Annotated in this window: 13 protein-coding genes; 10 read left to right on the top strand and 3 right to left on the bottom strand. The window is 68.8% G+C overall.

Going from position 1 to position 12,590, the window contains the following annotated elements:
* Positions 1-10: 10 nt before the first annotated feature.
* A complete protein-coding gene (locus ROY82_00425; GenBank protein ID MDT3680927.1) occupies positions 11-775 on the bottom strand; it encodes a GntR family transcriptional regulator in 765 nt (254 codons plus the stop codon).
* A gap of 376 nt (positions 776-1,151) precedes the next feature.
* Between ROY82_00425 and ROY82_00420 the strand changes: the two genes are divergently transcribed.
* The 10 genes from ROY82_00420 (at position 1,152) to ROY82_00375 (ending at position 11,101) form a co-directional block, all read left to right on the top strand.
* A complete protein-coding gene (locus ROY82_00420; protein MDT3680926.1) occupies positions 1,152-2,372 on the top strand; it encodes an ABC transporter substrate-binding protein in 1,221 nt (406 codons plus the stop codon).
* 167 nt (positions 2,373-2,539) lie between these two features.
* Positions 2,540-3,025, top strand: coding sequence for a hypothetical protein (locus ROY82_00415; GenBank protein MDT3680925.1), 486 nt, complete (start codon positions 2,540-2,542; stop codon positions 3,023-3,025).
* 20 nt (positions 3,026-3,045) lie between these two features.
* Positions 3,046-3,918, top strand: coding sequence for a branched-chain amino acid ABC transporter permease (locus ROY82_00410; GenBank protein MDT3680924.1), 873 nt, complete (start codon positions 3,046-3,048; stop codon positions 3,916-3,918).
* Entirely contained in the window at positions 3,915-4,955 is a 1,041-nt protein-coding gene (locus ROY82_00405; GenBank protein MDT3680923.1) for a branched-chain amino acid ABC transporter permease, read from the top strand. The genes ROY82_00410 and ROY82_00405 overlap by 4 nt, the downstream gene beginning before the upstream one ends.
* Positions 4,952-6,463, top strand: coding sequence for an ATP-binding cassette domain-containing protein (locus tag ROY82_00400; protein ID MDT3680922.1), 1,512 nt, complete (start codon positions 4,952-4,954; stop codon positions 6,461-6,463). The genes ROY82_00405 and ROY82_00400 overlap by 4 nt, the downstream gene beginning before the upstream one ends.
* A gap of 54 nt (positions 6,464-6,517) precedes the next feature.
* Entirely contained in the window at positions 6,518-7,732 is a 1,215-nt protein-coding gene (locus tag ROY82_00395; GenBank protein ID MDT3680921.1) for a CoA transferase, read from the top strand.
* Entirely contained in the window at positions 7,729-8,628 is a 900-nt protein-coding gene (locus ROY82_00390; GenBank protein MDT3680920.1) for a CoA ester lyase, read from the top strand. The genes ROY82_00395 and ROY82_00390 overlap by 4 nt, the downstream gene beginning before the upstream one ends.
* Positions 8,625-9,425 (top strand): cyclase family protein, encoded by an 801-nt coding sequence (locus tag ROY82_00385; protein ID MDT3680919.1) that lies wholly within the window; start codon positions 8,625-8,627, stop codon positions 9,423-9,425. The genes ROY82_00390 and ROY82_00385 overlap by 4 nt, the downstream gene beginning before the upstream one ends.
* A 17-nt stretch (positions 9,426-9,442) precedes the next feature.
* Entirely contained in the window at positions 9,443-10,867 is a 1,425-nt protein-coding gene (locus ROY82_00380) for an MmgE/PrpD family protein (GenBank protein MDT3680918.1), read from the top strand.
* Between the two features lie 30 nt (positions 10,868-10,897).
* Entirely contained in the window at positions 10,898-11,101 is a 204-nt protein-coding gene (locus tag ROY82_00375) for a 4-oxalocrotonate tautomerase family protein (GenBank protein MDT3680917.1), read from the top strand.
* Between the two features lie 110 nt (positions 11,102-11,211).
* Here ROY82_00375 and ROY82_00370 read toward each other — a convergent pair whose 3' ends face one another.
* Positions 11,212-12,201 (bottom strand): DUF1648 domain-containing protein, encoded by a 990-nt coding sequence (locus tag ROY82_00370; GenBank protein MDT3680916.1) that lies wholly within the window; start codon positions 12,199-12,201, stop codon positions 11,212-11,214.
* The gene (locus ROY82_00365; GenBank protein MDT3680915.1) at positions 12,198-12,551 is read right to left on the bottom strand and encodes a GntR family transcriptional regulator; all 354 of its coding nucleotides are present in this window, start codon (positions 12,549-12,551) and stop codon (positions 12,198-12,200) included. The genes ROY82_00370 and ROY82_00365 overlap by 4 nt, the downstream gene beginning before the upstream one ends.
* Positions 12,552-12,590 lie beyond the last annotated feature (39 nt).

Here is a 12,590-nt window from a genome sequence, read left to right as displayed (position 1 = left end):
GCGAGGGAAGTCATGTGTGGTCGAACTCCAGGGAGTACTCGAACATGTCGCCGCGGTAGATGGCGTCGAAGTACTCGACCGGCCTGCCGTGAACGTCGCGCACCACGCGCCGCACGCGCAGGGCCGGTTGCCCGGGCTGGCCGTGGAGGAGCTCGGCGTGATGCTCGTCCAGCCCCGTCGCCTCGATGGTGCGCGCACTCGTGCCGAGGCGTAGGCCGAGCCGTTGGCTGAGGTAGTCCATCGACGACTCGCCGTATAGCAGGCCCTCGTCGGAGATGCCACCCTCGATGGTGTCTATGAGGTCGGCCGGTAAGTTGACCACCTGAAGGCCGATGGGAACGCCGGCGGCGAGGCGCAGCCGCTCGAAGCGCAGCACCCTCATATCGGGCGAGAGCTCGAGTGCGATGGCGGCCTGCGCGGCGGGCGCCTCCACCGAGCGCGACAACAGGCTCGTGGTCGAGGCCATGCCGTGAACCTTGAGGTAGCCGGACATCCCGAGCGAGCGGACCTTGTCGGGCTGAGGGTTGTGCCGCACCTTGTGCGGAACCGCGAAGGTGCCGCGGCCCTGTTCCCGGACCACGTAACCCTCTTGCACCAGCTCGTCGATGGCCTGCCTGACCACCGAACGCGAGACCCGGTACCGCTCCTGCAGTTCGCGTTCCGTTGGCAGCAGGACCGGTTGCTGCGTGTCCTCCAGCTTGAGGATCTGCTCGAGGATGATGGACTTGAGCTGGTGGTAGTAGGGCAGTGGACTGCTGCGGTTCAGGCCGGTCATGAGGCCGCCACGCCCAACCCGGCACCGTGCACATGGACCGCAAGTACCGAACCCGCCACCGCGGAAACCGCCCGCGGCGAAACCGCCCGGGCCGACCCTGCCGATGCCGCCGCCACCCAAACCCCCGACACCGCCATGCGGGCCACCCGCGGAGATTCCGTCCCGTAGCCCCGAACGCCCCCAGGACGGGCGCGGGCCCACCTCTCCTGTAGATTCATACGGACATTATGCTGTCATGTTGACAGCCTGTCAAACGCGGCGCTAGAGTGACGGCGTAAGCACAAGCTAGCGGGATCAGCCACGCCTTGAGCGGGCCGAACACCCTTAGGAGGAGGCGTACATCGTGTCAACAGCAGTTGGATCAGGACGTCGCAAGGTGCTGAACATACGTAGCGTGCTGGTGGCGCTGCTGCTCACGCTGGTGAGCTTCGGCATGGCGCAGACCGTCGTAACCATCGGCTTCTCGCTGCCCCTCACGGGTGGCGCGGCCAAGGAGGGCACCGAGAGCAAGGTCGGGGCCGAACTCGCCGCGCGCGTCATCAACGACGCCGGCGGCTTCCAGGTCGGCGACCAGACCGTCACGTTCAAGCTCGTGTTCGAAGACGACCTCTGCAACCCGCAGGGCGCCGTGGACGCCGCCAACCGCCTCGCGGTGGCAGGCGCCACCTTCGTGGGCGGCTCGTTCTGCAGCTCCGCCGCCCTCGCAGAGATGCCCGTGTTCGCGGCGCTCGACATCCCGCAGATCGTCTACGCCTACGCCGACGACCTGACGGGTGTGGCACGCAAGGACGCCAACGCCGACATGGCCGTCCGCCTCGGGCCCCAAGCGCGCACCGAGATGGCGCCGCTCGCCAAGTACGCGGTCCTCGAGAACGGTCACAAGACGTTCTTCGCCATGGCACAGAACACCGACTTCGGCCGCAGCATGATCGAGCACTTCAAGGCGACCGTCGAGTCGCTCGGCGGCAGCTTCGTGGCCGAGCCCGAGTACTTCCCGTACGCGGCCTCCGACTACCGCACCATCCTCACCAAGGCCAAGAACTCGGGCGCCGACGCCATCGTGGCCATCGGCCTGGCCCAGGAGATGATCGGCATCGTCTTGCAGCACGACGAGCTCGGCGTAACGCAGCCCATCTACGGCTCCGACCTGCTCTCCGACCTCAGCGTCCAGCAGGCCGTTGGCGCCCTGGTGCACGGCACGTTCTCGCCCTGGTACTACGACGACGGCAGCAGCCCCCGCACGTTCGACCGCACCGAGATCGAGCCCGGCGTCATCGCCTTGCGCGACGCCGCCAAGGACCTCCTCGGGATCACCGCCAGCCGCAACCACGGCCTCGGCTGGGGCACCGTGATGCTCCTCAAGCAGGCCATGGAGAAGGCCGGGAGCGTTGAGCCCAAGGCCGTCATGGACGCGGTCATGTCGGGCGACAAGTTCGAGCTCTCGTACGGCAACTACGCCTTCCTCCAGTGCGGTCAGGCCGACATGGGCGCGGGCGTCGCCACCTTCGACGAGAGCGGCAAGCGCGTGCTGGTCGCCGACCGCGACTACGCCCAGACCGACCCCGTCACCCTGTCGCTGGATGACCTCTGCAACTGATCTACCAGTAGCGCGGCAGTAGTAGAGGCGCCGCCCCGAGATCCTCAGGGGCGGCGCCTCGCTAGCACCCGGCGCTCGGCAGCGAGCCCCTCCCATCCCTGGCGCGCTCCACCGCGCAGGGCCCCGGTAGGAGAGCGAGTGATGACACCAGCGAAAGAAGGCCCGTCATGACGACCGGATCGGCGCCGGTCCCCACGAGAGCGCCCACGCCGGAGCAGTGGTTGGCCGCCCACCCGGCCGCCGCCCCGGCTGAACGCGCAGCCGTGCAACTGCTTGCCGCCATGGAACGGCGCGCCCTCGGCGAGGTGGAGAGCACGCTGGCGCCCGGCTTCACCATGGTCTTCCCCGGCCCCGCCGAATACCACGACCTGGCGGCCATGGTGCGGGGTGCCTCCGGCAGGTACCAACGCATAGCCAAGCTCATCGAGGCGGTCGAGTCCTTCCCCGCCGGCGGGCCGGCTTCGAGCAGCGAGACCTCGGGTGCCAGGCAAGTGGTGTACGTGAGGGGGACGCTTTACGGTGTGAACATCCATGGCGTCGAGTTCGCCGGAGTGCGGTACATCGACCGCTTCGAACTGGCCGCGGGCCGCTTCTCGAGGCAGGACGTCTGGAACGACCTTGCCGAGAGCGGCGTGCTTAAGCGGACCGCCTAGCACCGGGAGCCGCCTAGCGCATGGAAATCGCCCTGCAACTGCTGCTCAACGCCCTGCATTCCAGCAGCCTCTACGCCCTGGTGGCGCTCGGGCTCACGCTGATTCTCGGCGTGCTGGACATCGCCGACTTCTCGCAGGGGGCCATCTACATGGTGGGCGCGTACGTTGCCTACTACGCCACCAGCGCTTTCGGGATCAACTTCTTCCTGGCGCTGCCGCTGGCGATGCTCGTCGGCAGCCTGCTGGCCGCGACCACCTACGTGACGGTCTACCGGCCGTTGCGCAAGTTCAGCGGGGCGACCACCTTCATCGCGGCCCTCGGGCTGCTACTTATCTTGCAGAACCTGGCGCTGCTGGCCTTCGGCGCCGATTTCAGGCTCGTCAGGGCGCCGTTCGCGAACGTGCGCCTGAACGTCTTCGGCGCCACCTGGACCGGTTATCAGGTGCTCATCGCCGTCACCGTCCTCGTGCTGGTGCTGCTCACGTGGTGGTTCCTCAAGGCCACCTGGATCGGCAAGGCGCTGAGGGCCGTGTCGCAGAACCGCAAAGGCGCCCTGGTCGTGGGGCTCGACCCGTTCCGCCTGGAACTCGTGGCGTTCCTCCTCGCCGGCGCCCTCGCCGGCGCGGCCGGCACCCTCGCTTCGGGCGTCAACGCCTTCGACCCCAGCATCGCCGCCATCGTCGTCATCAAGGCCTTCGCCATCGTCATCTTCGCCGGCATGGGCAGCGTGCCCGGCGCCATCGTGGGCGCGCTCATCGTCGGGGTGGCCGAGAACCTGACCGGCGGCCTGATCAACACCCAGTACGCCGAGCTGACGGCCTACGTGCTGATGGTCATCGTGTTGCTCGTGCGCCCCCGCGGCCTGTTCGGCACACAAGAAGCGAAGCTGTGAGCGCGAGCGGCGGCAACGCCAAGGCGGTGGGCCTGGCCGGCAGCAGCGCGAGGGCGCTGAGCCCCTCGCCCGTCTGGACCTGGCTGTGGCTGGCCGTCGGCGCGGCGATCGCCATCGCTGCGCCGCACGTCTTCACCGGCCTCAGCGCACGCCACCTGCTGGTCCTGATCGGCATCAACGTCATCCTGGTGACGAGCCTCGACCTTCTCATCGGCGGCGCCGGCCTGCTCTCGCTCGGCCACGCGGCCTTCATGGGAGTGGGTGCCTACACGTCGGCCCTGCTCATGAAGGCGGGGCAGCCGTTCCCCGTCGCCTTCCTCGCGGCCATCTGCGCCGGCGCGGTAGCCGGGCTCATCGTGGGCCTGCCGGCATTGCGGCTCAAGGGACACTATTTCTCGGTGGTCACGTTCATCATCGGCATCATCGCCACCATCTTGATGACCAACATGGTCGACCTCACCCGCGGACCCATGGGCCTCACCGGGGTACCGTTCGTGAAGCTCGAGTTCTTCGGCTGGAGTCACACCTTCAAGACCATCGTCCACAAGGTCGGCTACTACTACTTCGTGCTGTTCTTCGCCGCGCTCACCCTGCTGCTGCGCTGGCTCGTGGGGCGCTCCCGCTTCGGCCGGTCGCTCACGGCCATCAAGGGGGACGAGAACTTAGCCGAGAGCCTGGGGGTGCCCACCTACCGCGTCAAGGTCCTGGCGTTCGTCATCGCCGCCGCCTTCGCCGGCATGGCCGGCTCGCTGTACGCGCACTACACGGCCTTCATCAGCCCCGACTCGTTCACGTTCGTGCACTCGTTCGACCTGTTCGTCATGAACCTGCTGGGCGGCGCCGGCACCATGCTCGGGCCCGTCGTGGGGCCTATCTTCCTCACCGTCCTGTCGTCGGGCCTCAAGGGGATGTCGCCGGCGCTGTCTCACGTGGTCTACGGCGTGATGCTGATAGCCGTGATCGTGCTGCTGCCGACGGGGATAGTCGGCGGCATCAACCGCATGCTGCGTGGCCTCGCGGCGAGGCGTGCGCGATGAGCGGGCGGAACCCCCGCGCCACCACCGAGGTGCTCCAGGTCGAGAACCTCACCAGGAACTTCGGTGGCTTCGCCGCCGTGAACAACCTGTCGTTCCACGTCAACCAGGGCGAGATCCTCGGCCTGGTGGGCCCGAACGGCGCCGGCAAGACCACCACCTTCAACGTCGTTACCGGCTTCATCAAGCCGTCGGCCGGCACGGTGCGCTTCCTCGGCGAGGACGTCACCGGCATGGCGCCGCACCGCCTGGCGCGGCGGGGGATGGTGCGCACCTTCCAACACACCCGCGTCTTCGCCGACCTGGACGTGCGCGAGAACGCGCGGGTGGCCAGCCACCTGCACCGGCCCGGGGCAACCCGGCGAAACGGTGACGAAGACGAACGCACCACGCTCGACGCGCATGTAGACGCCGTCATCGACATGGTGGGCCTCAGCCACCGCCGGCACGACCACGCCGGCAGCCTCGCCTACGGCGAGTTGAGGGTCCTCGAGATCGCCCTGGCGCTGGCAGCCGGCCCGGAGTTGCTGATGCTCGACGAGCCGTTCGCCGGCATGAACGACAGCGAGTCGAACCGGACCATGGAGCTGATCCACACCATCCGCCAGAGCGGCATCACCGTCGTGGTCATCGACCATCACATGCAGACGATGGCGCGCGGCTGCGACCGGCTGGTCGTCATGAACTACGGGGTCAAACTGGCCGAGGGCATCCCGTCCGAGGTGACCAACGTGCCCGAGGTCATCAGCGCCTACCTGGGTGCGGGGCAAGAGCTGGCGCCACCGGCAACCGTCCCCGACGCCTCCAACGAGGTGCTGGCCTTCGAGGCAGTATCCGTGAACTACGGGCGCGTGCGCGCGCTGGAGGACTTCGGCCTGCGCCTGAACCGCGGCGAGATCGTGGCCCTGGTGGGGGCCAACGGCGCCGGCAAGACCACGGCGTTGCGGGCCGTGTCCGGGCTGGTTCCCCTGGCCGGCGGGAGCATCCGGCTGCTCGGGCGCGACCTGGCCGGCATCGGCCCGGCGCAGCGGGTGCGCAGCGGCTTGGCTCACTGCCCGGAGGGCCGCGAGATCTTCCCGCGCATGAGCGTCCTCGAGAACCTCGACCTGGGTGCGGGCGCGCGCGGCGCCTCGAGCGCCAAGGCCCTGGACCACGTCTACGAGCTCTTCCCGCGGCTCCGCGAACGCCAGGGCCAACTGGCCGGCAGCCTCTCGGGCGGAGAACAGCAGATGTTGGCCATCGGCCGCGCGCTCATGAGCGAGCCCGAGGTGCTGCTGCTGGACGAACCCACCCTCGGGCTGTCGCCGCTGCTGGCGCAGGAAGTGGCCGAGGCGCTGCTGCGGCTGAACGCCGAGGGGCTCAGCGTGCTGTTGGTCGAGCAGAACGCCGTGCTCGCGCTTGCCATCGCGCACCGCGCCTACGTGCTCGAGAACGGCCGCGTCGCCCTGCAGGGCGCGGCGGCGGACCTACGTCAGGACGAAGCCATCAAGCGGGTCTACCTCGGTGCCTGAAACCGCCGGATGGGGCCCGGGGGCGCGGCCCCGGATCAGAGAGGAGTTGGCGCCATGAAACCTACGCCCAACGACCTGAAGCAGAAGAGCGTGCTTGGAGGAATCCGGGTACTGGACGTGTCGACGTTGTTCGCCGGGCCCTTCCTCGCGACGATCCTCGGCGATTTCGGTGCCGACGTCATCAAGCTCGAGCATCCCCGCGGCGACCCCGCCCGCGGCCACGGCCTGCAGAAGGACGGGGTGCCGCTGTGGTGGAAGATGCTCAACCGCAACAAGCGCACGGTCACGCTCTACTTGGGCGACCCGAGGGGCCAGCGCATCTTCAGGCGCCTGGCCGAGCAGGCGGACGTCGTCATCGAGAACTTCCGCCCCGGCACGCTGGAGAAGTGGGGCCTGGGTTGGGACGACCTGCACGAGTTGAACCCCAGGCTCATCTTGGCGCGCGTGACGGGCTTCGGGCAGTTCGGCCCGTACTCCAAGCGGCCCGGGTTCGGCACCATCGCGGAGGCGATGAGCGGTTTCGCCCACATAACCGGGTCACCCGACGGGCCGCCGACGCTCCCCCCATTCGGGCTGGCCGACGGCACGACGGCACTGACCGGCGCGACCGCCGTCATGATGGCCCTCTACCACCGCGACGCCAGAGGCGGTGAGGGGCAGATGATCGACCTGGCCATAATCGAGCCCATCCTCAGCATCCTCGGGCCGCAGCCGACGGTCTACGACCAGCTCGGCGTCATCCAGGGCCGAACGGGCAACCGCTCGGTCAATAACGCCCCCCGCAACACGTACCTCAGCCGGGACGGGCGCTGGATCGCGGTCTCCACCAGCGCGCAGTCGATCGCCGAACGCGTCCTCACCCTGGTCGGCCGCCCCGACCTGACCAAAGAACCCTGGTTCTCGAGCGGCCACGAGCGCGCCAAGCACGCCGACTTGTTGGACGGCGTGGTTGCCGCCTGGATCGCGGAGCGGACCGCCGACGAGGTCATCGCGAGCTTCGAGCAGGCCGGGGCCGCGGCCATCCCCATCTACGACGTGTCGGACGTCATGGCGGACCCCCAGTACCAGGCCCTGGGAACCATCGCCGAGGTCCCCGATCCCGAGCTCGGCAGCGTCAAGATGCAGAACGTCCTCTACCGGCTCTCGGCCACCCCGGGCGAGATCCGCCATGCGGGGCGCCCGCTGGGGGCCGATACCGCGGAAGTGCTCGCGGACGTTGGCGTTGGCGCCGACGAGCTCGAGGCGTTGAGGCGGGACGGCGTCGTGTGAACGCGGCAGCGGCGCGCAGCTACCTCTTCGTACCGGGCGACAACGAAGCGCTGATCGGCAAGGCGCTGCGCTCGGAAGCCGACGCGGTGGTGATGGACTTAGAGGACGCCGTCGCGCCGCAACGCAAGGGCGTGGCCCGCGAGACCGTGGCGAGGAGCCTGTCGGCCCAACGGGGCGCGCTACTCAGGCGCGTCGTGAGGGTCGGCGCCGTCCGGAGCGGCCCGGCGCTGGAAGACCTGGGGGCGATCGTGCGGCCGGGGCTCGACGCCGTGCGACTGCCGAAGGTCGACGACCCGGGGGACGTGCGCCTCGTGGCCAGCGTCCTCGACGAGCTGGAGCGCGAGGCGTTGCTAAAGCCGGGCAGCGTGCGGCTGCAATGCACGATCGAGAGCGCGGTCGGCGTGTTGCGGGCCGAGGCCATTGCCCGCGCTCACCCCCGCGTCGAGGCGCTCGTCTTCGGCCACGCGGACTTCGCGGCGGACATCGGCGCCCGGCCCAGCCCGTCCGGCAACGAGACGTTGGCTGCGCGTTCCTGGCTCGTGCTCTGCTCCCGCGCGGCGGGCATCTCGGCGCCCATCGACGGCGCCTTCACGGCACTGGACGACCCCGAGGGGCTGAAGCGCAGCGTGGAGCAGGCCCGCAACTTGGGCTTTCAGGCCAAGTCGGCGATCCACCCCAAGCAGTTGCCGGCGATCCACGCGGGGTTCTCGCCCACCGAGGACGAGATCGCCCTGGCCCGCGAGCGCCTCGCGGTATTCGAGTCGGCCGTGGAACGCGGCGCCGGGGCCGCGAAGACGGCTAGCGGTCAGATGGTGGACGAGGCCGTTGCCAAGCACGCGAGGGCGGTATTGGCGCGCGCAGGCCTGACCCTGCACGGAAGGAAGGAAGAGGAATGAGACCCGAGTTGTTGGCGATTCAGCACGCCCGCGTGGTGGACCTGGGGCAGTCCCTCGAGCGTGGCATGCCGCAATCACCGAATCACCCGCCGTTCAGGATGGTGCTCGAGCGGCGCCACGGCGACATGCGTCGGCCCGACGGCGGGTCGGCGGCGAGCGAGCTGATCATCACCGGGGGGCACGTGGGCACGCACATCGACGCCTTCTGCCACGTGTCGCACGACGGACGCCTAGCAGACGGGATCGACGCTCAAAGTGCCGTGGTAAACGGGCGCTTCTCGCAACTGGGGGTCGAGACCATCGAACCCATCTTTCGTCGGGGCGTTCTGCTCGACGTCGCGGGGGCGTCCGGCGTCGACGTGCTGGAGGATGGTTCCGCGATCACCGCCGCTGACTTGGAGCGCGTCTGCGAGCAGCAGGGCACGGAGGTACGCGCCGGTGACGCCGTTCTGGTAAGGACCGGTTGGCCCAAGCACTGGAAGGACGTCCCTAGGTTCCAGGGTCAGGTCACCGGGGTCCCGGGCCCGGACGAGAGCGCGGGGCGCTGGTTGGCAGAGCGCGGCGCGGGCTACGTGGGGAGTGACACCATCGCGTTCGAGCAGATCCCGCCCGGCCGCGGCCACTCGGTCCTGCCGGTACACCACCTGCTGCTCGTCGAGCGCAAGATCCACATCATCGAGCTGCTCTACCTGGAAGAGCTGGCCCGTGACCGCCTGTACGAGTTCCTCTTCGTCGCGCTGCCGCTCAAGATCGTCGGGGCCACCGGTTCGCCCGTCCGACCGGTCGCGCTCGTATGAGCGGGAAGACTGGCGCCGTGTCGGCAACGGTCGCTCAACAGATGGCGCGCTTCGGGGCGGGCGTCGATTACGCCGACCTGCCGGCGGACGTGGTCGCCAGCGTGCGCATGCGCGTTATCGACACGCTCGGCATCATGATCGCCGCGTCCAAGGTCGAGTCGTTGCGCCCCGTCTGGCAGCTCGTCTTGGACGGGGGTGGCGCCACCGAAGCCTCGAGCCTCGTGGCGCCCGAGCGCCTCCCGGCGGCGTCGGCGGCGTTCATCGGCGGGCTCTTTTCGCACGCGCTCGACTACGACGACACCCACCTGCCCTCGATCCTCCACCCGAGCGCCGTCATCGTGCCCACCGGCCTTGCGGCCGCCGAGCTGGCCGGATCGTCGGGCGCCCAGGTCATCGCCGCCATGGCGGTCGGTTACGAGATCCTGGTGCGCCTCGGCATGGTCGCCTACGACCCCGCAATCAAGAACTCGGTCTACTTCGAGAAGGGGCTGCACGCCACCTCCATCTGCGGCGCCGTGGCAGCGGCTGCCGTGGCGAGCCGCCTGCTGGACGGCTCTGCCGAGCACATGGCGAACGCCATGGGCATAGCGGCGAGCATGGGCGCGGGGCTCCTGGAAGCGAACCGGACGGGCGGCACGGTTAAGCGGATCCACGGGGCGTGGGCGTGTCAGTCCGGCGTTTGGGCGGCCCGACTCGCCTCGGCCGGGATCAGCGGCCCGCCCACCGTGTTCGAGGGTAGGTTCGGCTTCTTCTACTACCTGATCGGCGACGCGTGCTTCAGCATCGACCCGGCCCACGACTTGGGCGAGGCGTGGGAGACGCCTGGCATCTTCTTCAAGCCGTACCCCGTCAACCATTTCATCCACACGGCCATAGATGCCGCGTTGGCGCTGCGCCGCCGGGCGACGTTACCGTGGCAGCGGATCGCGTCGATAGAACTCGGCGTGGCCGGCGCGACGCTGCGCACCATCGCCGAACCCCGCGAGGCCAAGCTGCGGCCCGAGAGCGGCTACGCCGCGCGGTTCTCGGCGCCCTTCGTGGTGGCCACAGCGCTGCTGTCGGGCGGAAGCGGCCTCGGCCTCGACCTCGAAGACTTCGACGACGCGTCCGTCGGCGACCCCGACCGCCTCGCGCTGGCGGAGCGGGTCCACTGCGTCTCCGACCCGGAGGCCGAGGAGATCTTCCCGCAGCAGTTCCCGTGCCGACTCACCATCACCTACGACGACGGCTCGACGCTCGAGGAGTGGGTGCCCTACAACCGAGGGGGTCCACAGCGGCCCCTCTCCGAGGAGGAGGTGCTGCGGAAGTTCCGCTCCAACGCAGCGCGCGCCTACCCGGGTCGCGACCTGGGGAACGTCGAGGCGAAGCTCTCCAGCCTCGAGCGGCTCGCTAACATGAGAGAACTCTTCTCGGCCCTGGCCTCGTCCGTCCACCGCCAGTAGTCGAGCGGCCGCACCACACCCGGAGGAACGATGCCCTACGTCAACATCAAGCTCACTCAAGAAGGCGCCACCAGCGAGCAGAAGGCCGAACTCATCCGCGGAGCAACGGACCTGCTGGTGCGCGTCCTCGGCAAGAACCCGAACACCACCATCGTGGTAATCGAGGAGGTGCCGACCGACAACTGGGGCATCGCCGGTGAGTCGGTGACGGTGAGGCGTAAAGCTGGGCGGTGAGCGTTAAAGCGGGGCGGTGAGGCGCAAAGCGGGGCGGTGAGCGTTAGAGCGGGGCGGTGAGCGCAAAGCGGGACGGTGGCGCTCGAGCACCGCCGCCCGTGAAGGAGCGCCTATCCTCGCGCCCGGCGCAGCCCCTCGACCACGCTGGCCGCCGTGTGCGCATCGTCGACCGTGATGACCAGTTCACGCTTGCCGTGAGTGACCTGCAGCGCGCTGCCCGAGCGAGTTATGAGGCCCAGCCGGCCCGGCAGTGCGCGGACGCCGAAGCCGCCGAAGTCACCGAAACTCACCTCGGTGACGGCGACGGCGGTGATGTCCGTAAGCTTCACGCGCCCCCGCGGTACGCCCAGGGCGGCGCGCCACGAGACGCCGTGGCCATCGATGGTCACTGCGAAACTGGTCATGCCGAGCACGAGGATCACCAACAGCAGGACCAACAGCCACAACCAAGCGATGCCCGACCCCATGGCCGCCAACGCAACCACTAGTACGCTTAGGGCAAGCATGGCCAAGGCGCCCTGGCTCATGTGCGCCCTGCCGAACCACGAGACCCGGTCGCTTGGACCGATCGTCATGGGCACGACGGCAGCCGGTACCTGGCGTGGCAGCGGCCTCGGAAGCACCAGCGCGGACGCCAGTCCGACCAAAGCCGCCACGCCCAGCGCCAACAGCGCCACCGAGCCGCGAAGCGTTACGTCGGCGGCGTCGGTCACGCCGACCTGGATGACCGTCGAGCTCACGAACAGCGTGGTCAGGCCGGCCGTGAGCCCCGCCAGGGTGGCCGAGAAGGCTCGAGCGTTAGCGCCGCGCCACGCCTGACCCGCGACCAAGACCAACAGCAACGCCACCGGCACCCCTATGACGAACGCGCCCTGCACCAAGAGTGCCGGCGTGGTCGGCATGAAGCCGTCGGCCCTGCCTGTGGCGTCGAAGTGCGTCGCCACCATTCCAGGAAGGTCGGGGAGCGTGAACAGCGCAACGCCGACGTAAACGATGCTCGCTAGCAGAACGAGCCCCACGCTGACTGTCAGATGCTTGCGCCGCGCGTCGGCCTCGGCCGCCTCCCTGTCTGTGCTGGTGCTGCCGTTGTGGCTCGTCATTCTGCTGCTCCTTCGTCAAGCGCGCGGTGAAGTTGTTCGAGCTCGACGCCCTGTCGACGGGCGACCGAGAGCAGGTTCCGCACGGCAGCCTCGACGTCGTCGTGCAAAGTTTCCCGAGCGAGCACGACGGCTCCGCGGCCCCTGCGCAGTTCGATTTCGCCTGCGTCTCGCAGGTCGGCGTAGGCCCGCAGGACCGTGTGCATGTTCACCCCGAGCGAGTGCGCCAGCTCCCGCGCTGCAGGGAGCCTCTCGCCCTCTCGCACGTCGCCACGCATGATGGCGCGGCGCACCTCACGAGCGATCTGCGCGTAGAGGGGCTCGGAGATGGTGGTGTCGAGGCGGATAAGCACGATACGAGTATATAGTTCTAGTTTCTATATAACAACTAC

It is taken from the genome of Truepera sp. (assembly GCA_032027045.1).
Classification (GTDB): domain Bacteria; phylum Deinococcota; class Deinococci; order Deinococcales; family Trueperaceae; genus JAAYYF01.
The sequence above is the reverse complement of the archived record's forward strand: the minus strand, read 5'-3'. Positions and strand labels throughout refer to the sequence as shown.